We start from the raw sequence: 20,891 nt of genomic DNA on the forward strand, positions 1-20,891 counted from the left end.
GGGCGCCTGGCAGAGCGATCGCACCAGCCTACCGGGCGCTATCGCGACGGACGGCAGACGAAGGCCGTCGCGCGGCCGGCCCCCCGGGAGCCGATGCGGGTGATGACCACCGATAAGGCCCGGCCGCCGCGCAGCCGCATCCGTCGCCGCAGGGCGTCGGGGTCCACCCGCACACCGCGAACCAGGACCTCCAACGTCCCGCAGTCCAGCGCGGACAGCGCCTGGCGCAGCCGCCGCTCGTCGAACGCCAACTGCTCGAGCACCTCGAACCCCCGGACCGCCGACGGCAACTCATCCCCCGACAGGTAGGCGATGTCGGGGTCGAGTTGCCACAGCCGGTGCCGCGCGCCGTAGTGGCGCACCAGCCCGGCGCGGACCACCGCCCCATCGGGGTCGACGATCCACCGCCCGGCCGGCCGCGCGGGGCAGTCGTCTGGGTCGGCGTCGGTGATCTGCTCGCCGCGATCGAGGACGCTGGCGCGGCGCAGGACGCCGCGCCGGGCCAGTCCGGGAGACCAGAGGCACGCTTCGCGCACAGCGCCGCGGTAGGACGTCACCTCGATTTCGCCGCGGAAGCCGATCCGCTCCAGATCATCGAAATCTATTCCGGGAGAGCACTTTACGACAAGGTCGCGGTCCCGGTAGGTGTCGATCAGGGCGCCGAGCGCCGGCCGGTAATCGTCGAGACGGAAGCGGCGCCGCCCCCCGAGGCGCCGCGCGGGGTCCGCCAGGACGACGGCGTCACGGGTCACCGGAGCCAGCGCGTCGGCGCGGCAGAGCGGGGCCGACTCGCCGAGGTTGTGCCGGGCCATCGCCAGTCGCACCGCGTCGAGGTCGCTGCCGAGCGCCCGCACCCCGAGGGCGCGCAGGGCGGCCACCTCGGTGCCGATCGAGCAGGTGGCGTCGTGCACGACGGATCCGGTCTCGGCGAGCCGCCTGGACCGGTGCAGCGCCACCGGCGCGGCGGTGGCTTGCTGCAGCGCCTCGTCGGTGAACAGCCAGCTCGACGCCGGGTTTCCGGCGCCCAGCCCGCCCAGTTTCTCGGCGGCGCGCCGGCGCAGCAACGTCGTCTCCACCAACACCGCGGCCCGGTCCCCGAATCGGGCGCGCGCCGCGGCGACGTCGGCCACCCGGGTCGCGTCGGTCAGCTCGAGCTCTCCGACCGCCGCCAGGGCGGCGGCACCGGATTCCGATCGCAGGTAACGGACGTCCTCGACGGTGAAGGTGAGGCCGTCACTCAGGAGGGCTTGACCCCGGTGATCATCACGTTGTAGAACCAGCCCTTCGGCGCCACGTGCCGCCACACATTGGCGTCCAGCCAACTCAGCGTCTTCCAGCTGTTGAACGCGAACTTCGCCCAGCCCCAGCCGAGCCGTCCGGGCGGCACCGCACATTCGAACGTCCGCAGCGGCCAGCCCAGCATGGCAGCGGTGAATTCCACTGTGGCCGTTTGCACTTCGGCGGCGCCGGCGTTGCCCGCCATCCGCTCCAGGTCGCCCGGGTCGAAGGTGTGCAGGTCCACGACCGCCTCCAGCGCCGCGGCCCGGGAGGACTCGTCGAGTTCGGCCTGTGGCCGCCGCCAGCCGTCGAGGCCCGGCAGCTTGGTGACGTTGGTCGCGACGCGCCAGGTCAGGGTGGACAGCGTGCGGGCGTAGGTGTCCCCGACGGTGGTCGGCTCGCCGGCGAACACGAACCGCCCGCCCGGGCGCAGCACCCGGACGACCTCCCGAAGCGCCAGCTCGACATCGGGGATGTGGTGCAGCACCGCGTGCCCGACGACCAAGTCAAAGGTGTTGTCCTCGTATGGGATTCCCTCGGCGTCGGCGACCCGGCCGTCGATGTCCAGACCCAGCGCCTGCCCGTTGCGGGTGGCGACCTTTACCATCCCGGGTGACAGATCGGTGACCGATCCACGCCGGGCCACCCCGGACTGGATCAGGTTGAGCAGGAAAAACCCGGTGCCGCAGCCCAATTCGAGGGCGCGGTCGTAGGGCAGCTCGCGCTGCACCTCGGCGGGGACGATGGCGTCGAAGCAGTCCCGGGCGTAGTCCACGCAGCGCTGGTCATACGAGATCGACCACTTCTCGTCGTAGGACTCGGCCTCCCAGTCGTGGTAGAGCACCTGGGCCAGCTTGCTGTCGTGCCGGGCCGCCTCCACCTCTTCGGCCGTGGCATGCGGGTTGGGAACGGCATCGGTCGAACTCGTCGTCATGCAGGGCAGCCTAACGGGCCCCGGGTTCGGAGTCCTCGCCACCGGTCTGACCAGCGGCGAACACGTCGACGTAGCGTCGCCGCTCGGCGGCGACCCGGTCGGCCGGACCCAGCTCGAACACGTCGTTGATGCCCGCTTTCGCCGCGGCCAGCGCGTCTCGCGGGCCGTCGAGGAAGCGGCGAGCCCACCCCGCGGCGGCGTCGTAGACGTCATCGGGGGCCACCATCTCGTCGATCAGGCCCAGCGTCAGCGCCTCCTCGGCATCGAAGAACCGGCCGCTGAACACCAGCTCCTTGGCCCGGCTCGCCCCCGCCGCGCGGGTCAGGCGCGCCATGCCGTCGCCGCCCGGAATGAGGCCGGCCAGGATCTCGGTGGCGCCGAACTTCACGTTGTCGCCGCTGACGCGCCAATCCGCGGCCAGCGCCAGGGTGAGCCCGGCGCCCAGCGCGTAGCCCGTGATCGCGGCCACGGTCGGCTTGGGGATGGCCGCCACGGCGTCGATGGCCCGCTGCCGCGCCCGGGCCGCCGTCTCGGCCTCCGGCGCGCTCAGCGTCCGCAGCTCGGGCATGTCGTCGCCGGCGGAAAATATCTCGTGGCCGCCGAACAGGATTACGGCGGCCACGTCGTCACGCTCCCCCAGCTCGCCTGCCGCGGCCACGATCTCCCGGTAAACCTGGCGGGTCATGGCGTTCGTCGGCGGCCGCGACAGCAGCAGCATGGCCAGGCCGGCGTCCCGGGAGCCGTCGCTGACCACGGTGCTGACGAACTCGCTCAATGCCGCCATCCCATCCCGCCGGCCTCGCGCGCCTGGTGGTAGCGGTCGGAGTCGAAGAACTCGAACACCCAGTTGTCGCCCTGGATCTCCAGGTGCGGCTGCACCGTGACGATCTGCCGTTCGACCGCCAGCACTTCCGCGACGGTCCGGCCCGCCAGCGAATCCAGCTGGGTCCACGTCGGCGGCAGCAGGAAACAGCGCCCGGCGGAGAAGTCCTCGATGGCGGCCTGGGGCGTCGTCCAGCCGGCCCGATCGGATTCGGTGTTCTCGCCGTCGGCGCGCTGCCCGGCCGGCAGGGCCCCGACGAAGAAGTAGGTGTCGTACCGGCGGGTGCGCTCGGCTTCGGGGGTGACCCAGTTGGCCCACGGCCGCAGCAGGTCCGAGCGCAGCTCCAGGTTCTCGCGGCGCAGGAAGTCCGCGAACGACAGCGTCCCGTCGGCGAGTTCGCGGCGGGCGTCGGCGTACACCGAGGCGTCGCCCACGATCCCATCCGGGTCGCCCGCCGGCCCGGCGAACAGCACCCCCGACTCCTCGAAAGTCTCCCGGGCAGCGGCGCACACCAGCGCCTCGGCCAGGTCGGGTTCGATGCCGAAGCGCTCCGCCCACCACTGCGGCGGTGGGCCGGCCCAGGCGATATCGGCGTTGCGGTCGCGATCGTCGACGCCGCCGCCGGGGAACACCATCGTGCCCGCGGCGAACTCCATCTTGGCGTGGCGGCGCATCAGGAAGACGGCTAGCCCGGTTTCCAATCCGTCCGGATCGTCGCGGATCAGCATCACGGTCGCCGCCGGCCTCGGGACGAGCGGGGCCTCTTCGGTCGGTGACGTCATAGCGGCCTCCGGTGGGCTGCGCGGGAGCGGACGCGGCGGGCGAAATAGCGGCCGTCGGCGACGTCGAGCGCGATCGACTGGCCGAAGGCGGTGGACAGGTTCTCGGCGGTGAGCACGTCGGTCAGCAACCCGGCCGCGACCACCCTTCCCTCGGACAGCAGCATGCAGTGGCTGAAGCCGGGCGGGATCTCCTCGACGTGGTGGGTGACCAGCACCAGAGCCGGGGCCTCGGGATCGGCCGCCAGGTCGGCCAGCCGCGCCACCAGCTCCTCGCGGCCACCCAGGTCCAGCCCGGCGGCGGGTTCGTCGAGCAACAACAGCTCCGGGTCGGTCATCAGCGCGCGGGCGATCAATACCCGCTTGCGCTCGCCCTCAGACAATGTTCCGTAGCTACGGTCCGCGAGGTGCTCGGCGCCCAGGCTCTCCAGCATGTCGACGGCCCGGCGGTAGTCGACGTCCTCGTAACGCTCGCGCCACCGGCCCAGCACCGCGTAACCGGCTGAGACGACCAGGTCGCGCACTACCTCGTCGGTGGGCACTCGCTGCGCCAGGGCCGAGGAGCTGAGGCCGATCCGGGAGCGCAGCTCCGACACGTCCACCCGGCCCAGCCGCTCGCCGAGCACGAAGGCGACTCCCGACGACGGGTGCTCGGCCGCGGCCGCGATCCGCAGCAGCGACGTCTTGCCGGCCCCGTTGGGGCCCACGATGACCCAGCGCTCGTCGAGCTCGACCGCCCAATCCACCGGTCCGACGAGGCTGTGACCGCCGCGGCGCAGCGACACATTCCTGAAATCGATCAGCAGATCGGGGTCGGCTGCCTCGATCGTTTGGTCGGCTCCACCCTCGGATTCTTGCGAATCCTCGGATTTCACCTCCCGGCTTCCGTTTTCGGGCACTCGCTCATCGTGCCGTACCGCGGCCGTCCGACACCTGCCGGGTCGCCGCTCCGGCGGCCAGACGGAAAATCGCACGAAAGTGGCTGAGATCATGCGATTTTCTGACTGCTCGCGGCGACGCCGAGTTTGATGCGACCGCTACGCCTCGGGCGGGATCTCCACCCGGCGGACCTCGCCCGTCACCGCATCGGCGGCCTCGATTTCGCCGCGCGTCACGCCCAGCAGAAACAGCACCGTGTCAAGGTAGGGGTGGCTCAGCGAGGCGTCGGCCACCTCACGCAGTGCCGGCTTGGCGTTGAACGCCACACCCAGCCCTGCCGCGGCCAGCATGTCGATGTCGTTGGCGCCGTCGCCCACGGCTACCGTCTGCGCCATCGGCACCCCGGCCCGCTCCGCGAAGTCGCGCAACGCCGTAGCCTTGCCGGCGCGGTCGACGATCGGTCCGACGACCCGCCCGGTGAGCTTGCCGTCGACGATCTCCAGCTCGTTGGCGGCCACGTAGTCCAGCATCAGCTCCTCGGCCAACGGCTCGATGATCCCCCGGAAGCCACCGGAAACCACACCGCAGTGAAAACCCAAGCGCCGCAACGTCCGCAGCGTGGTCCGGGCGCCGGGCATCAGCTCCAGTTGCTCGGCGACCTCGTCGATCACGCTGGCGGGCAGGCCCGCCAGGGTTGCCACTCGCTGTTCGAGCGACTGCGCGAAGTCCAGCTCCCCCCGCATGGCCGCTTCGGTGATGGCGGCAACCTTGCCCTCGGCGCCCGCGCGGGCGGCCAGCATCTCGATGACCTCGCCCTGCACCAGCGTCGAGTCCACGTCGAACACGATCAGCCGCTTGGCCCGCCGCTCCAGGGTGTAGTCCTCGACCGCCACGTCCACCCGCTCCTCGGCCGACACCTGGTTCAGCGTCGTCCGCAGCGCGGCGTCGGATCCCGGCGGCACCGAGACCCGCAGCTCGAGGCCGGTCACCGGGTAGTCGGAGACACCGCGGATGAGGTCGATGTTCACCCCCAGGCCGGCCACCGCCCGGGCCACCGCGCCGAACGCGCCGGCGGTGATGGGCCGGCCCAGCACGAAGATGGTGTGGGTCGAGGGGTCCCGGATGATCGGCACGTCGTCACTGCGCTCGATGCTGACGTCAAGGCCCACCCCGCGGATGGCCGACTCGACGTCACTGCGCAGGTCGGGGCCGTCGGCGACGTCGGCCGGACAGCACACCAGCACGCCCAGGGTCAGGCGATGCCGAATCACCACCTGTTCGACGTTGAGCAGCTCGACGCCGTGCCGGGAGAGCGCCTCGAACAGGGCCGACGTGACGCCCGGTTGATCCACTCCGGTGACGGTGATCAGCACCGACACCTTCGGTGGTGCATTCACCTGCGGCTACCGCCGCTACTGGTCAGGAGTCGAGCGATCGGCTTCGGTCCGCGGACCGAACCCCTTCGGGGATTCCAGCGCCGTGGCGTGGCGTCCCACGTGCGCCTCGGCGCGCAGCCGCTCCACCATGTGCGGGTAGTGCAGCTCGAAAGCCGGGCGCTCCGAACGGATTCGGGGCAACTCGGTGAAGTTGTGCCGAGGCGGCGGGCAGCTGGTCGCCCACTCCAGGGAGTTGCCGTAACCCCACGGGTCGTCGACGGTCACGACCTCGCCGTAGCGCCAGCTCTTGAAGACGTTCCAGACGAACGGGAACATCGACGCGCCCAGGATGAACGCACCGACCGTCGAGACGATGTTGTACGGCTGGAAGCCGTCCGAGGGCAGGTAGTCGGCGTAGCGGCGCGGCATACCCATGTCACCCAGCCAGTGCTGCACCAGGAAGGTGGTGTGGAAGCCGATGAACGTCAACCAGAAGTGCAGCTTGCCCAGCCGCTCGTCGAGCAGTCGGCCGGTCATCTTCGGGAACCAGAAGTAGACGCCGGCGAACGTGGCGAACACGATCGTGCCGAACAGCACGTAGTGGAAGTGCGCGACAACGAAGTAGGTGTCGGTGACGTGGAAGTCCAGCGGAGGGCTGGCCAGCATGACGCCGGTCAGGCCGCCCAGCAGGAAGGTCACCAGGAAGCCCACCGAGAACAGCATCGGGGTCTCGAAGGTGATCTGCCCCTTCCACATCGTGCCGATCCAGTTGAAGAACTTGATCCCGGTCGGCACCGCAATCAGATACGTCATGAACGAAAAGAACGGCAGCAGAACGGCTCCGGTGGCGAACATGTGGTGCGCCCACACCGCGACCGACAGCGCCGCGATCGAGAGCGTCGCGTAAACCAACGTGGTGTAGCCGAAGACGGGCTTGCGCGAGAACACCGGGATGATCTCGGTGATGATCCCGAAGAACGGCAGCGCGATGATGTACACCTCGGGATGGCCGAAGAACCAGAACAGGTGCTGCCACAGCAGGACCCCGCCGTTGGCCGCGTCGTAGACGTGGGCCCCCAGATGTCGATCGGCAGCCAGGCCGAACAGCGCGGCGGTCAGGATCGGGAACGCGATCAGGATCAGGATCGACGTCACCATGATGTTCCAGGTGAAGATCGGCATCCGGAACATCGTCATACCGGGCGCGCGCATGCACACCACGGTGGTGATCATGTTGACCGCGCCCAGGATGGTGCCCAGACCGGCGACGATCAGGCCGGTGATCCACAGGTCGCCGCCGGCGCCCGGAGAGTGGACGGCGTCGGAGAGCGGCGTGTAGGCCGTCCAGCCGAAGTCGGCCGCGCCACCGGGGACGATGAAGCCGGCCGACGCGGTCAGACCGCCGAAGAGGAACAGCCAGAACGAGAAGGCGTTCAGCCGCGGGAACGCCACGTCGGGCGCGCCGATCTGCAGCGGCAGGACCAGGTTGGCGAACCCGAACACGACCGGCGTCGCATACAGCAGCAGCATGATCGTGCCGTGCATGGTGAACAGCTGGTTGTACTGCTCATTGGACAGGAACTGCAGCCCCGGAGCGGCCAGCTCGGTGCGCATCAACAGGGCCATCAGTCCGCCGATGAAGAAGAAGACGAAGCAGGTGACCGTGTACATGATGCCGATCATCTTGTGATCGGTGGTCGTGATCAGTTTGTAGACGAGGTTCCCTTTGGGACCGGTCCGGTCCGGGTACGGGCGAACGGCCTCGAGTTCTCCCAAGGGGGGCGCTTCGGCTGTCAACAGCTTCTCCAAACAGTTAGGACAGGGGCCCAAAAAACAGAGCTGACACGAATCTTAACCGTCGATCATGCCGACGTCAGGGCTGGTCCTACAAACTGTCGTAAACAGCTCGGCGGTGCGGCGTGTCGTTTCGGCCTGCCGGGCGCGGAGCCCGCGGATGTTAGCGTCTGACGCGTGCTTTTCGGCGTGACCAGAACCGCTTTCCTGCCGTCGGTCGCCGCGCTGGCGACGGCGGTCGCCGTCACGTGCGGCGGCTGCGGATCCGGCAAGCCCGCCACCTCGGCGACGACCCCCGCCCTGGTCACCCCCACCACGCAGATCGCCGGCGCCGGGGTGCTCGGCAACGACCGCCGACCGGACGATTCGTGCGCGCGGGACGCCGCCGCGGCGGATCCCGGGCCGAAGACGCGACAGGCCCACAACGCGGCCGGCGTCACACCGGACGTGGTGCAGGTCCCGGCGGAGCCGCAGCGCATCGTGGTGCTCTCCGGCGACCAGCTGGACGCCCTGTGTGCGCTCGGCCTGCAGTCGCGGGTGGTCGCCGCCGCCCTGCCGGACGGCTCCTCGAGCCAGCCCGCCTACCTGGGCGCCGCGGTGCGCGGCGTGCCCGGCGTCGGGACCCGCAACAATCCGGACCTCGCCGGGATCGCGGCACAACACCCCGACCTCATCCTGGGATCACAGGGGTTGACGCCCAAGTTGTATCCGCAGCTCGCCGCGATCGCCCCCACGGTGTTCACCGCGGCGCCCGGCGCCGCGTGGCAGGACAACCTGCGCGGCGTGGGCGGCGCGACGTCGCGCGGCGGCGCGGTGGACGCGCTGCTCAACGGCTTTTCGCAGCGGGCGAGCGACATCGGCGCCAGGCATGACGCCTCCCATTTCCAGGCGTCCGTCGTGCAGCTGACCACCGACAAGATCCGCGTCTACGGCACCAACAACTTCCCGGCCAGCGTCCTCGGCGCGGTCGGGGTCGACCGGCCGGCCGCCCAACGGTTCACCGACAAGCCGTACATCGAGATCGGCGCCACCGATGACGACCTGGCCAAGAACCCGGACCTGTCCGCCGCCGACGCCGACGTCGTCTACGTGTCGTGTGCGTCACCGGCGGCCGCCCAGCGCGCCGCCACCGTGCTGGACAGCAATCCATGGCGCAAGCTGTCCGCCAATCACGACAACCGCGTCTACGTCGTCAACGACGAGGTCTGGCAGACCGGCGAGGGCCTGATCGCCGCCCGCGGCATCGTCGACGACCTGCGGCTGGTGAACGCCCCGATCAACTAGGGGCCACCGCCAAGTGGCCGCAAAATATTACCTTAGCTAAACTTCTTCAGGACGCATCGAAATCGAAGAGGGATAGCAATGAGCACTGTTTCGGCTTACGCCGCCGCGTCGGCAACCGAACCGTTGACCAAGACCACCATCACCCGCCGCGACCCCGGCCCGCACGACGTGGCGATAGACATCAAATTCGCCGGCATCTGCCACTCGGACATCCACACCGTCAGGGGCGAGTGGGGCGAGCCGCACTACCCGCTGGTCGTCGGCCACGAGATCGCCGGCGTAGTGACCGCCGTCGGCCCCGAAGTCACCAAGCACAAGGTCGGCGACCGCGTCGGCGTGGGCTGCATGGTGGGCTCGTGCCGCGAATGCCGCAGCTGCCGGGCCGGGCTCGAGCAGTACTGCGAACGGGGCATGATCGGCACCTACAACGCCATCGACCGGGACGGCACCGTCACGCAGGGCGGCTACAGCCAGGCGATCGTCGTCGACGAAAACTACGTCCTACACATCCCCGACTCTCTGCCGCTGGACAAGGCGGCGCCGCTGCTGTGCGCCGGCATCACGCTGTTCTCGCCGCTGCGCCACTGGAAGGCCGGCGAGGGCACCCGGCTGGCGATCATCGGCCTGGGCGGGCTGGGACACATGGGCGTCAAACTGGGGGCCGCGATGGGCGCCCACGTGACCGTGTTGTCGCAGTCGCTGAAGAAGATGGAGGACGGGCTGCGCCTGGGCGCCAGCGAGTACTACGCCACCGCCGATCGCGAAACGTTCCGTAAGTTGCGCGGCAGCTTCGACCTGATCCTCAACACCGTCTCGGCCAACCTGAACCTGGCCGACTATCTGAAGCTGCTCGGCGTCGACGGCACCCTCGTCGAACTCGGCATCCCCGAACACCCCATGGAGGTGCCGGCGTTCGCACTCGCGTTGGCGCGCCGCAGCCTCTCCGGGTCGAACATCGGCGGGATCGCCGAAACCCAGGAGATGCTGGACTTCTGCGCCGAACACGATGTGACGCCCGAAATCGAGCTGATCGAGCCGGATTACATCAACGAGGCGTACGAGCGGGTGCTGGCGAGCGACGTTCGCTACCGCTTCGTCATCGACATCTCGAAGCTATGACGCGACCTCCGACGGCGTGCCGGGTGCGCAGTCACGGGCGATGACCTCGGCCGCCTCAGCGTGCTCGTCGTCGGGAACGACCTCGCTGACGTCGATGCCGGCCAGCGGCCATCCGGCGGCGGCCAACGTGGCGGCCACCCGGATGACATTTTCCTTGCCGGCGTCGAACTGCGTCATGTCCGAGATGAATTCGGCGATCTCGTCGCGATCGATCGGATGATCGATCGTCTCCGGTGACCCTTCCTTGGCGGTGATGTGGCGCACCACCTCGCGAATCTGGTCTTCGGTGAGCGGTGTGCTGCGGAGCAGGGCCATCAGTGGCACGCGGTCCGGGCCGGGAACGCCGTTCGGGTAGCCGACCTGCAGCCAGCGAATCACTGAACGGCAGAAGTGGTGGCGGTGATCCTTCTCAGCGGAGGCGGGTTTCGTCACCAGAACAGTGTCGGGCAGGGGCAGCACCGGCGCTAGCGAGCCGTCCCGGGATCCCCACTATTCACAAGCCGTTCATGGCCCGAACATCTGCACGTCGGGCACGGCGCCTGCGGTTCAAGACCAGGTTTTGTCGGCGGCCCTCCCTACGATCGAGTCGTGCTCACCGCACTCGTCGTGCTTCCACTCGCCTGCGGGCTGTTCGTCGGCGTGGTCGAGCACAGTCCCGGGATGGGGTTCCAGGCCTTCTACCTGATGGTGCTGCTCGAGGTGCTCGTCGGCTGGTCAACCAAGCGCCGATGGCCGCGCGGCGGGCGCGCCGACGCCACCCTGCGGGCGATCGACGCCATGGACGGCGTCGAGTTCGAGGGCTACGTGGCCGCCCGCCTGCGTCGGGCGGGCTGGCGGGTGACCTTGACCCCGCCGGTCGGGGACTACGGCGTCGACCTGATCGCCGAACAGGACGGCCACTCGGTGGCGGTCCAGTGCAAGCGCTACGGCAAATCGGTGGGTGTCGCGGCCGTCCAGCAGGTGGTTTCCGGCGCCCGCCACCATGGGTGCGCGCGGAGCATCGTGGTGAGCAATCAGGAATTCACCAGGGCCGCAAAGCAGTTGGCGCACACCCATGGCTGCCAGCTGATCGGCCGCAAGGTTCTGCAGGCGTGGGTGCCGCCACCCGCGGGCAGCGCGAAGAACGTGGCGGGAAGAAAATCGGCCCAGCCGGTGTCTGAACAGTAGATCGGGCCGGCCCCAGTCCCTCCCCCCCGACGGTGCGGCCGGCCCGATTCTCAATCTTTTAGAAGTCCCAGTCCTCGTCCTCGGTGACGACGGCCTTGCCGATCACGTAGGACGAGCCCGAGCCGGAGAAGAAGTCGTGGTTCTCGTCGGCGTTGGGCGACAGCGCCGACAGGATCGCCGGGTTCACGTCGGTCTCGTCCCGCGGGAACAGCGCCTCGTAGCCCAGGTTCATCAGCGCCTTGTTGGCGTTGTAGCGCAGGAACTTCTTGACGTCCTCGGTCAGCCCCACCTCGTCGTAGAGGTCCTGGGTGTACTCAACCTCGTTGTCGTAGAGCTCGAACAGCAGCTCGTAGGTGTAGTCCTTGAGCTCGGCCCGCTTGGCCTCGTCGACCAGCGCCAGCCCACGCTGGTACTTGTAGCCGATGTAGTAGCCGTGCACGGCCTCGTCGCGGATGATCAGCCGGATCATGTCGGCGGTGTTGGTCAGCTTGGCCCGGCTCGACCAGTACATCGGCAGGTAGAAGCCGGAGTAGAACAGGAAGCTTTCGAGCAGCGTCGAGGCCACCTTGCGCTTGAGCGGCTCGTCGCCCTTGTAGTACTGCATGACGATCTCGGCCTTGCGCTGCAGGTTGGGGTTCTCCTCCGACCAGCGGAACGCGTCATCGATCTCGGCGGTCGAGCACAGCGTGGAAAAGATGTTGCTGTAGCTGCGGGCGTGCACCGACTCCATGAAGGCGATGTTGGTGTAGACGGCCTCCTCGTGCGGGGTCAGCGCGTCGGGGATGAGGCTGACCGCCCCGACCGTGCCCTGGATGGTGTCCAGCAGCGTCAACCCGGTGAACACCCGCATGGTCAGTTGCTTCTCGCCGGCCGTCAGCGTCGCCCACGACGGCAGGTCGTTGGACACCGGCACCTTCTCCGGCAACCAGAAGTTTCCGGTCAGCCGGTCCCAGACCTCGGCGTCCTTCTCGTCCTGCAGCCGGTTCCAGTTGATCGCCGAAACGCGGTCAATCAGCTTCATGTTTTCGGTCACCAGAACCCCACTTCACACGCCGTTTTGCCTGAGGGACGTCAGGCTCCAAACACTACCCCTGGGGTACGACAACGGGGCGGAACACAAGAAGTTGTGTTTTGCGTGTCGTGCCCGGGCGCCGCGTTCGATGTCACTTCCTCAAGTATTGCGCGATTGCCGGGCCATGCGAGGAGACGCTACCCAAGCGGCCGGTCTCGATGTACCATTTGGTACATGCTTACCGAAGACAGCATTGAGATCGACGCGCCACCGCAGCGGGTGTGGGATGTCTTCAGCGACGTCCAGCGCTGGCCCGAATGGACCGCCTCCGTGACGTCGCTGGTCGGCCGGGACGGGCCCGCGCTCGCAGTCGGCAGACGCTTCGCGATCAAGCAGCCCGGCATGGCGAAGCTGATCTGGAAGGTCACCGAGATCCACCCGGGCTCATCGTGGACGTGGGTCCAGCGCTCCCCCGGTGTGCTGGTGAGCGCCCGGCACGACGTCACCGCGCTGCCCGGCGGCCGCACCCTGGTACGTCAGCAACTGGATCAGCGCGGTGTGCTCGGCGCACTGGTCGGACGGCTGATGACCACCAAGACCAAGCGATTCCTCAAATTGGAGGCGCAAGGACTCAAGGCCCGGTCTGAGCAACTCAGCCGCGCCGATGGCGCGCACTGAAGATTCCGAACGGCGCCGGCAGCTGCTCGACGCACTCGTCACCGAGTTCGCGGCGGGCGGCGTGGGCGACCGATCGTTGCGGGACGTAGCCGCCGCGGTGGGCACCAGCCATCGAATGCTGCTGCACCACTTCGGGTCTCGCGAGGACATGCTGTTGGCTGTCGTCGAGGAAGTGGAGCGCCGCCAGATGGGCGCCCTGGCCGACCTACCCCGGACACCGGCCGAGGGCTTCGCCGCCATGTGGGCCGACGTCCGCCGACCCGAGCTTCGCCAAGCCGAACGCCTCTTCTTCGAGTGCTATGCCCGCGCCGCCCAGGGCGAAAGACCATTCGACCGAATGGTTCCCGGCGCGGTCGACGGGTGGCTCACGGAAATCGGGGCGCTGGACGGCGATTCGGACCCCGCGCTGGCCCGGCTCGGGCTCGCCGTGATCCGCGGCCTGCTGCTCGATCTCGCCGCCACCGACGACGACGCCGGCGTCGACGCCGCCGCGCAAGCTTTCGCCAGCCTGCTGCGCCGCTGAGCTACTCGGCTTTCGGCAGCACCGAGATGAGTGTGTCCACAAGCTCTTCGGCGTTGGTGTGCCACTTGTCCAAGTCCATGTGACCGCTCAAATCCAATCCCGTGATCCCGTGGGCACTGGTCAAGAGCAACGCCCCATAACGCCGGGCGTGCTCAGGACCCGTGATCCGGCCAATGATGTCGAGAAACAGATCCTGCGCGCGTTCGGCCACCCGCATCGCCTCCGTCGGATCTCCCGGCGGCGGGGTGAACATCAGCCGGTACAGATGCGGTCGCGCGCGGCCCAACTCGATCAGCGCGAGCAGACCCGAGCGCAGGGACTCCTCGGGCGGATCGTCGCTATCGACCAATGCCTGTAGCAAGTCACCCAATTCGCTCAGGGCGTCAGTGGCCAGGACCGCAAGCAGCGATTCCTTGTCGGCGAAGTGGCGATACGCCGCCGAGCGGGAAACCCCGGCCCGGGCGCCTACCTCGCGCAACGTGACGGCCTCGACGCCGCCGAGGTCGAGAAGCGCGCCGGCCGCCTCGAGCAGCGAGCGGCGCGTTGCCGCAGCCGTCTCCGCTCGTGTCGCCATCCGCCGAGCATAAGCGGAGACTTCAGTTGACACTGTCAACTGAACCAGTTAGGTTCAGTTGACAGTGTCAACTCAAAGGCTCGGATGCCGAATGGAGACCGTGATGACTTCCCCGCATTCCACCGACCGCAATCAGCTGATCGTCGTGACCGGCGCATCCACCGGCATGGGTGCCGCTACCGCGAGATTGTTGGCCCGCAATGGTTTTCATGTGCTCGCCGGTGTGCGTCGCGACGTCGACGCGGACGCGCTGCGGGCCGAGCGCATCGAACCGCACATCTTGGACATCACCGTCGAGTCGGACGTCGTCGCGATGGCCGATCGTGTCGCGAATGATCCACTGCGCCGCCCCCTTCGCGCGCTGGTCAACAACGCCGGGATCGCGATCAACGCGCCGGTCGAGACGCTGCCGATTGCGCAGTGGCGCAAGCAGTTCGAGGTCAACCTGTTCGGACACATCGCGATGACTCAGGCGCTGCTGCCGGCCCTGTTGGACGGCAAGGGCACCGTCGTGAACATAAGTTCCGTCGGCGGGAAGGTCGTCTTGCCGACGTACGGCGCATACGCCGGTTCGAAGTTCGCGCTCGAGGCGGTCAGCGACGCCCTGCGCCGCGAGGTCGGAGGTCTCGGGGTCAAGGTCGTCGTCGTCGAACCCGGCGCGGTCAAGACCGAAATGGCCGAGCGGGGAATCGCCACCGCGGAGGCCCTGATGGCCGACATGTCCCCTGCCCAGCTCGCACGCTACGACGCGCTCGCAGCGGCCGTCACCGCCCAAGCCCGATCGTTCGGCGAGGACGGCGTCCCGGCCGAACACGCCGCCGAGGTGATCGTGAAGGCGGCGACCGCGTCTCGCCCCCGGACCCGCTACACCATCGGGCGCGACGCCGCGATCCTCACGCGGGTCAGCCGTGTCGTGTCCGACCGGGTGCTGGATCGCATCGTGCGCCTTAGCCTTCGCTCATTCGCGAAGGGGTCGGAGTCAAGCGAACGGCGCAGCGCCGCAACCACCTCGGCCGGCGCCTAGCCGGTCGGACGGGTTCGCCGATCAGCCGGAGGTGTGGACGATCAGGACGTCGGTCTTGGCCCTGCGGGAGACTTCTGACGGGACCGATCCCAGTAGCCGCCCCGCGACGCTGCTGAGGCCGACGTTGCCGACAACCAGCAGGTCGGCATCGACCTCCTCGGCGAGCTGCACCAGCGCGTTGATGGGGGGACCGACGATGGCCCTCTCCTCCACGTTCTTGGCCCCGGCCTGGTGCGCCCGCTCCCTGGCGTTCTGCAAAATCGCGTAGAACGGGGCGTGTCCCAGCGTCCGGTAGTCCTGACCGTGGTCACTCCCCGGCGGGATGGCGTAGCGGCCGCGTTCCTCGGGAACCGGGAGATGCGCCGTCGCGACGATCAATGTCGCGCCGTGATCCGCGGCCGTCGCGGCGGCGCGCTCCACCGCACGGAGCGACGACTCCGAGCCATCGGTGCCGACCACAACGATCTGATAAGCGCACATTCCTCACTGAGTGTAGGCCCTGGACGCGCTCCCCGGCAGTCGTCGCGCGACCACCGCGGCTCAGCCCTGTGCGGCCGCCGCGACGCGCTTGGCGCCCGACCCGTTGCCGAAGAACTCGTACTCCTCGGGCTTGACCGAGCGCGTCTCCCGCCAGTACTCCCAGGTGTAGCCGCCCCACAGCACTGTGTTCTTGCCGTGCTCGTCGAGGTACCAGCTGGCGCAGCCACCGCTGTTCCACACCGACGGTCCCAGCCGGCGCTGCAACTCGTCGTTGAAGGCGTCCTGGGCGGCGCGCGTGGGCGCGAGTGCCTGCACGCCCAGCTTGTCGCAGGTCTTGATCGCGCTGGCGACGTAGCGGATCTGGGACTCGATCATGAACACCACCGAGTTGTGCCCCAGGCCGGTGTTCGGTCCCAGCAGGAAGAACAGGTTGGGCATGTCGGCGACGGTGATGCCGCGGTGGGCGGCGATGCCCTCCCGGTTCCAGCGGTCCACCAGGTCCTCACCGTTGTGGCCCTTGATCTGCACGTAGGTGTAGGAGTCGGTGACGTGGAACCCGGTGCCGTAGACGATCACGTCGACGTCGCGCTCCGTGCCGTCGGCGGTGACGATCCCGGTGGGCGTGATCCGCGCGATGTGGTCGGTGATGAGCTCGGTCTTCGGGTCGGCGACCGCGCGATAGTACGTGGAGGAGTTCAGGATTCGCTTACAACCGATGCGATAGTGCGGGGTCAGTTTGCGGCGCAGTTCGCGGTCCTTGACCGACCGGCGGATGTTGTATTTGACGTAGGCCTCGATGAACTTCAGCGCGTTGGGACGCTTGGTCATGCCGATCGCCAGCGCCTCCTGGCCCCAGTAGATCGCGAGACGCGTCATTGCCCGCAGGCCGGGGACGTTCGCCATGGCCCGGCGCAGCGCCACCGGAATCTCGGGGTTGGAGCGCGGCACCACCCACGGCGGGGTGCGTTGGTAGAGCTGAAGTTCGGCGACCTGCCCGACGATCTCCGGCACGATCTGGATCGCGCTGGCGCCGGTGCCGATCATCGCCACCCGCTTACCGGTCAGGTCGACGCTGTGATCCCACTCCGCGGAATGGAAAGCGGGACCGCGGAATTCGTCGCGCCCCTCGATGTCGGGCAGGGACGGGATGTGCAGCGCGCCCGCGCCCGAGATCAGGAACTGCCCGACGAATTCGCGGCCGTCCTCGGTGAAGACGTGCCAGCGTTGCTCGTCGTCGTCCCAGTGCGCCCGATCGACAAGCGAATTGAACTCGATGTAGCGGCGCAGGCCGTATTTCTCGGTGACGCCCTTGAGGTAGTCCCAGATCTCGGGCTGGTAGGAGAACGGGTTGCGCCAGTCGGGCTTGGGCTCGAACGAGAACGAGTACAGGTGCGAGGGGATGTCGCAGGCGCACCCGGGGTAGCTGTTGTCGCGCCAGGTGCCGCCGACGTCGCCGAACTTTTCCAGAATGACGAAGTCCACACCCTGCTGCTGCAGCCGGATCGCCATTCCCAGGCCGGAGAACCCGGTCCCGATGATGATGGCGCGGGTGTGCACGGGCTGGTGTGCGGATGTCGGTTCGGCGTGTGTCACAACGTCGGTCACGGTGGATCGATCTCCCTGCTAGAAATACCCGGTACCCAGGGTATCGAATGGCACGAGTGTCGACGATCGCTGCGGCGATGTCAACGTGCTTAGGACCTCAGCTGGCCGCGGGGTTGCTGGGCACCACGCTGTGCACCGGCTGATCCGGGTTCATCGCGATGCCGAGCACCTCCGCGGTGCCGACGATGACCCCGACCATGATCGTCGTCAGGTGCGCGACGAACTGGTCGCGCGGCATGCGCCGCGCGCTTTGCGGGTCGGGGCCCAGCCACCATTCGGTGGCCGAGGCGGCCGAGCCGAAGGCCGCGTGCGCGGCCAGCTCGAACGCCGCATGGTCGAGTTCCATTTCGCGCAGCTCGTTGTCGAAGAGATCCGCCATCGCCAGCGTGATGCCGCGGCCCTCGTTGAGGGTCTGCGGGCTGGCGGCCGAGCGGCCCTGGATGAAGACCCGCAGCACGTTGGGGTGCAGATCGACGAGGTTGACGTACTCGTCGACCGCGCGCCGGATCACCTCACGCGCCGAGTCGGTTTTCAGGTCGATGGCCGGGAAGATCGCCGCCCAGAGCATGTCGCGCAGCCGTTCCCCGATGGCCTGGAACAGGTCGGACTTGTCGTGGAAATGACGGTAGATCTTCGGCTTGGCCGTGCCGGCCTCCTCGGCGATCTCCCGCACGCTCAGCTCGGGGCCCAGGCGGTCGATGGCGCGAAAGGCCGCATCCACGATCTCGCCGCGCACCTTCTTGCGGTGTTCGCGCCAACGCTCGCTGCGCGCGTCGACCTTCGCCCCGGGCGGCTTGACGCTGGGGTGGGGTGGTCGGGAGGGTCGAGGCATTCTCACCACGTCATGCACCATACCCCCCGGGCCGGCCGTCGAGCCCCTGACCTGGGCAGACCAGGCGGCCGGAGCCCCGACCCGGCGGTCAGAGCATGCAGGACACGCAGCCCTCGACCTCGGTTCCCTCCAAGGCCATCTGCCGCAGCCGGATGTAGTAGAGCGTCTTGATTCCCTTGCGCCAGGCGTAGATCTGCGCCTTGTTCACGTCGCGGGTGGTGGCGGTGTCCTTGAAGAACAGCGTCAGGCTCAGCCCCTGGTCGACGTGCTGGGTGGCGGCGGCGTAGGTGTCGATGACCTTCTCGTAGCCGATCTCGTAGGCGTCCTGGAAGTACTCCAGGTTGTCGTTGGTCATGTAGGGCGCCGGGTAATAGACGCGGCCGATCTTGCCTTCCTTGCGGATCTCCACCTTGCTGGCGATCGGGTGGATCGAGCTGGTCGAGTGGTTGATGTAGGAGATCGACCCTGTCGGCGGGACGGCCTGCAGGTTCTGGTTGTAGATGCCGTGCGCCTGCACCGACTCCTTCAGCCGCTTCCAGTCGTCCTGGGTGGGGATGCGAATGTCCGCGTCGGCGAACAGCTGACGCACCTTGTCGGTCTGCGGCTCCCACACCTGCTCGGTGTACTTGTCGAAGAACTCGCCCGAGGCGTACTTCGACCGCTCGAAACCGCCGAACGCCGTGCCCCGTTCGATGGCGATGCGGTTCGACGCCCGCAGCGCGTGGTAGAGCACCGTGTAGAAGTAGATGTTGGTGAAGTCGATGCCTTCCTCGGAGCCGTAGAAGATCCGCTCCCGGGCGAGGTAGCCGTGCAGGTTCATCTGCCCCAGCCCGATCGCGTGAGACTCGTTGTTGCCCTGCTCGATCGACGGCACCGACGTGATGTGCGTCTGGTCGCTCACCGCGGTCAGCGCTCGGATCGCCACCTCGATCGTCTGCGCGAAGTCCGGCGAATCCATCGCCTTGGCGATGTTCAGCGAGCCGAGGTTGCACGAAATGTCTTTGCCCACCTTGGAATACGACAGATCGTCGTTGAACTCAGACGGCGTGGACACCTGCAGGATCTCCGAGCACAGGTTCGAGTGGGTGATCTTGCCCTCGATCGGGTTGGCCCGGTTCACCGTGTCCTCGAACATGATGTAGGGGTAACCGGACTCGAACTGCAGCTCGGCCAGCGTCTGGAAGAATTCCCGCGCCTTGATCTTCGTCTTGCGGATGCGCGCGTCGTCGACCATCTCGTAGTACTTCTCGGTCACCGAGATGTCGGCAAACGGCACGCCGTAGACCCGCTCGACGTCGTACGGCGAGAACAGGTACATGTCCTCGTTCTTCTTGGCCAGCTCGAAGGTGATGTCGGGGATCACCACGCCGAGGCTGAGCGTCTTGATCCGGATCTTCTCGTCGGCGTTCTCCCGCTTGGTGTCCAGGAAACGGTAGATGTCGGGGTGATGCGCATGCAGGTACACCGCGCCGGCGCCCTGGCGCGCACCCAGCTGATTGGCGTAGGAGAACGAGTCCTCGAGCAACTTCATGATCGGGATGACGCCCGAGGACTGGTTCTCGATGTTCTTGATCGGCGCGCCGTGCTCGCGAATGTTGGTCAGCAGCAACGCAACCCCGCCGCCACGCTTGGACAGCTGCAGCGCGGAGTTGATCGATCGCCCGATCGACTCCATGTTGTCCTCGATGCGCAGCAGAAAGCAGCTCACCGGCTCGCCGCGCTGCTTCTTGCCCGAGTTCAAAAACGTCGGGGTGGCCGGCTGAAACCGGCCGTCGATGATCTCGTCCACCAGCTTCTCGGCCAGGGCCGTGTCACCGGCCGCAAGGGTGAGCGAGACCATGACGACGCGGTCCTCGAAGCGCTCCAGGTAGCGCTTCCCGTCGAACGTCTTCAGCGTGTAGGAGGTGTAGTACTTGAACGCGCCCAGGAACGTCGGGAAGCGGAACTTCTTGGCGTAGGCGCGGTCCAGCAGCGACTTGACGAAGTTGCGCGAGTACTGGTCGAGAACCTCACGCTCGTAATAGTTCTCGCGGATCAGGTAGTCGATCTTCTCGTCCTGATTGTGGAAGAAGACGGTGTTCTGGTTGACGTGCTGCAAGAAGTACTCGCGCGCGGCCAACACGTCCTTGTCGAACTGAATCTTGCCGTCCGCGTCGTACAGATTCAGCATCGCGTTCAGCGCGTGGTAGTCCGTCTCACCGGGCAACGCGTGCGCGCCGGACGTTACAGGCTCTGCAGTGACGGTTGGTGGCACGTCTGTTCCTTCCAGAATTCTTCCAAGCCCGCGCGGACGGCTTCCACGTCGTCCGGGGTTCCCATCAGTTCGAAGCGGTAGAGGTACGGAACGCCGCATTTGCGGGAGATCACGTTGCCCGCATAGGCGAATTCGGCACCGAAGTTGTTGTTGCCCGCGGCGATGACACCGCGGATCAACGACCGGTTCTGCTCGTTGTTCAGGAATGCGATGACCTGCTTGGGGACATAGCCACCGGCATTGAGGTCCGGGGTGGCCCGGCCGCCGCCGTAGGTGGGCAGGATCAGCACGTACGGCTCGTCGACCTCGATGCGCCCATGCAGCGGTATCCGTGTGGCGGGAACACCCAGCTTCTCCACGAAGCGATGGGTGTTCTCCGACACCGAGGAGAAATAGACCAGTGGCGATCGCAAGCGCGGCGCAGCCGGGCGAAGCGGGTCGCCACTCATCCAGCCTGGGTTGCGCGAGTGCACCGC

21 protein-coding genes are annotated in these 20,891 nt (G+C 67.7%); 6 read left to right on the forward strand and 15 right to left on the reverse strand.

The genetic code is table 11. The annotated features are described in order from the left end of the window. Positions 1 to 38: 38 nt before the first annotated feature. The 7 genes from A5691_RS18335 to ctaD form a co-directional block, all read right to left on the reverse strand. Positions 39 to 1,280, reverse strand: coding sequence for an SAM-dependent methyltransferase (locus A5691_RS18335; RefSeq protein ID WP_082950398.1), 1,242 nt, complete (start codon positions 1,278 to 1,280; stop codon positions 39 to 41). Further along, positions 1,238 to 2,212, reverse strand: coding sequence for a class I SAM-dependent methyltransferase (locus A5691_RS18340; RefSeq protein WP_067751187.1), 975 nt, complete (start codon positions 2,210 to 2,212; stop codon positions 1,238 to 1,240). The genes A5691_RS18335 and A5691_RS18340 overlap by 43 nt, the downstream gene beginning before the upstream one ends. A gap of 10 nt (positions 2,213 to 2,222) precedes the next feature. Then, positions 2,223 to 2,987: an enoyl-CoA hydratase gene (locus tag A5691_RS18345; protein WP_156669996.1), complete on the reverse strand. Its 765-nt coding sequence runs from the start codon at positions 2,985 to 2,987 to the stop codon at positions 2,223 to 2,225. Continuing rightward, positions 2,984 to 3,817, reverse strand: coding sequence for an NUDIX hydrolase (locus A5691_RS18350; RefSeq protein ID WP_067751202.1), 834 nt, complete (start codon positions 3,815 to 3,817; stop codon positions 2,984 to 2,986). Before A5691_RS18350 ends, A5691_RS18345 begins: the two co-directional genes overlap by 4 nt. Further along, complete coding sequence (locus A5691_RS18355) at positions 3,814 to 4,689, reverse strand: ABC transporter ATP-binding protein (RefSeq protein ID WP_369807400.1); 876 nt, start codon at positions 4,687 to 4,689, stop codon at positions 3,814 to 3,816. The genes A5691_RS18350 and A5691_RS18355 overlap by 4 nt, the downstream gene beginning before the upstream one ends. Positions 4,690 to 4,851: 162 nt before the next feature. Continuing rightward, positions 4,852 to 6,090, reverse strand: coding sequence for a phosphoserine phosphatase SerB (gene serB / locus A5691_RS18360; RefSeq protein ID WP_067751206.1), 1,239 nt, complete (start codon positions 6,088 to 6,090; stop codon positions 4,852 to 4,854). A 15-nt stretch (positions 6,091 to 6,105) separates the two neighbouring features. Then, positions 6,106 to 7,866 carry a cytochrome c oxidase subunit I gene (gene ctaD, locus A5691_RS18365; RefSeq protein ID WP_067751283.1) on the reverse strand — a complete coding sequence of 587 codons (1,761 nt, stop codon included), beginning with the start codon at positions 7,864 to 7,866 and terminating at the stop codon, positions 6,106 to 6,108. Positions 7,867 to 8,070: 204 nt separating this feature from the next. On the opposite strand from ctaD, the gene A5691_RS18370 reads away from it, so the two are divergent. Further along, positions 8,071 to 9,147: an iron-siderophore ABC transporter substrate-binding protein gene (locus A5691_RS18370; protein WP_197504945.1), complete on the forward strand. Its 1,077-nt coding sequence runs from the start codon at positions 8,071 to 8,073 to the stop codon at positions 9,145 to 9,147. Between the two features lie 78 nt (positions 9,148 to 9,225). Next, the gene (locus tag A5691_RS18375) at positions 9,226 to 10,266 is read left to right on the forward strand and encodes an NAD(P)-dependent alcohol dehydrogenase (RefSeq protein WP_067751216.1); all 1,041 of its coding nucleotides are present in this window, start codon (positions 9,226 to 9,228) and stop codon (positions 10,264 to 10,266) included. Here A5691_RS18375 and A5691_RS18380 read toward each other — a convergent pair. Then, positions 10,261 to 10,698 carry a DUF3349 domain-containing protein gene (locus tag A5691_RS18380; RefSeq protein ID WP_067751288.1) on the reverse strand — a complete coding sequence of 146 codons (438 nt, stop codon included), beginning with the start codon at positions 10,696 to 10,698 and terminating at the stop codon, positions 10,261 to 10,263. The two genes, A5691_RS18375 and A5691_RS18380, sit on opposite strands and share 6 nt — an antisense overlap. Before the next feature lie 156 nt (positions 10,699 to 10,854). Here A5691_RS18380 and A5691_RS18385 point away from each other — a divergent pair, with 156 nt between their 5' ends. Next, positions 10,855 to 11,433 carry a restriction endonuclease gene (locus A5691_RS18385; RefSeq protein ID WP_067751222.1) on the forward strand — a complete coding sequence of 193 codons (579 nt, stop codon included), beginning with the start codon at positions 10,855 to 10,857 and terminating at the stop codon, positions 11,431 to 11,433. 58 nt (positions 11,434 to 11,491) lie between these two features. Here A5691_RS18385 and nrdF read toward each other — a convergent pair whose 3' ends face one another. Continuing rightward, on the reverse strand, positions 11,492 to 12,466 hold the full coding sequence (gene nrdF, locus A5691_RS18390; protein ID WP_197501105.1) for a class 1b ribonucleoside-diphosphate reductase subunit beta: 975 nt from the start codon (positions 12,464 to 12,466) through the stop codon (positions 11,492 to 11,494). A gap of 213 nt (positions 12,467 to 12,679) precedes the next feature. On the opposite strand from nrdF, the gene A5691_RS18395 reads away from it, so the two are divergent. Together A5691_RS18395 and A5691_RS18400 are read left to right on the forward strand one after the other, a co-directional pair. Further along, positions 12,680 to 13,123 (forward strand): SRPBCC family protein, encoded by a 444-nt coding sequence (locus tag A5691_RS18395; RefSeq protein WP_067756558.1) that lies wholly within the window; start codon positions 12,680 to 12,682, stop codon positions 13,121 to 13,123. Then, positions 13,110 to 13,646 (forward strand): TetR/AcrR family transcriptional regulator, encoded by a 537-nt coding sequence (locus tag A5691_RS18400; RefSeq protein WP_067756561.1) that lies wholly within the window; start codon positions 13,110 to 13,112, stop codon positions 13,644 to 13,646. Before A5691_RS18395 ends, A5691_RS18400 begins: the two co-directional genes overlap by 14 nt. A 1-nt stretch (position 13,647) precedes the next feature. Here A5691_RS18400 and A5691_RS18405 read toward each other — a convergent pair whose 3' ends face one another. After that, complete coding sequence (locus A5691_RS18405) at positions 13,648 to 14,220, reverse strand: TetR/AcrR family transcriptional regulator (protein WP_067756571.1); 573 nt, start codon at positions 14,218 to 14,220, stop codon at positions 13,648 to 13,650. A 103-nt stretch (positions 14,221 to 14,323) separates the two neighbouring features. Between A5691_RS18405 and A5691_RS18410 the strand changes: the two genes are divergently transcribed. Then, positions 14,324 to 15,244 (forward strand): SDR family NAD(P)-dependent oxidoreductase, encoded by a 921-nt coding sequence (locus A5691_RS18410; RefSeq protein WP_067756633.1) that lies wholly within the window; start codon positions 14,324 to 14,326, stop codon positions 15,242 to 15,244. A 21-nt stretch (positions 15,245 to 15,265) separates the two neighbouring features. Here A5691_RS18410 and A5691_RS18415 read toward each other — a convergent pair whose 3' ends face one another. The 5 genes from A5691_RS18415 to nrdI form a co-directional block, all read right to left on the reverse strand. Then, the gene (locus A5691_RS18415; RefSeq protein ID WP_067756574.1) at positions 15,266 to 15,724 is read right to left on the reverse strand and encodes a universal stress protein; all 459 of its coding nucleotides are present in this window, start codon (positions 15,722 to 15,724) and stop codon (positions 15,266 to 15,268) included. Between the two features lie 60 nt (positions 15,725 to 15,784). Next, complete coding sequence (locus tag A5691_RS18420) at positions 15,785 to 17,329, reverse strand: NAD(P)/FAD-dependent oxidoreductase (protein WP_067756577.1); 1,545 nt, start codon at positions 17,327 to 17,329, stop codon at positions 15,785 to 15,787. Between the two features lie 97 nt (positions 17,330 to 17,426). After that, positions 17,427 to 18,170 carry a TetR/AcrR family transcriptional regulator gene (locus A5691_RS18425; protein ID WP_156670148.1) on the reverse strand — a complete coding sequence of 248 codons (744 nt, stop codon included), beginning with the start codon at positions 18,168 to 18,170 and terminating at the stop codon, positions 17,427 to 17,429. A gap of 79 nt (positions 18,171 to 18,249) precedes the next feature. Next, positions 18,250 to 20,415 (reverse strand): class 1b ribonucleoside-diphosphate reductase subunit alpha, encoded by a 2,166-nt coding sequence (nrdE, locus tag A5691_RS18430; protein ID WP_067756580.1) that lies wholly within the window; start codon positions 20,413 to 20,415, stop codon positions 18,250 to 18,252. Then, on the reverse strand, positions 20,385 to 20,864 hold the full coding sequence (nrdI, locus tag A5691_RS18435; RefSeq protein WP_068266742.1) for a class Ib ribonucleoside-diphosphate reductase assembly flavoprotein NrdI: 480 nt from the start codon (positions 20,862 to 20,864) through the stop codon (positions 20,385 to 20,387). Before nrdI ends, nrdE begins: the two co-directional genes overlap by 31 nt. Between the last annotated feature and the right edge of the window lie 27 nt (positions 20,865 to 20,891).

This window comes from Mycobacterium sp. E183, from assembly GCF_001667735.1.
Taxonomy (GTDB): Bacteria; Actinomycetota; Actinomycetes; order Mycobacteriales; family Mycobacteriaceae; genus Mycobacterium.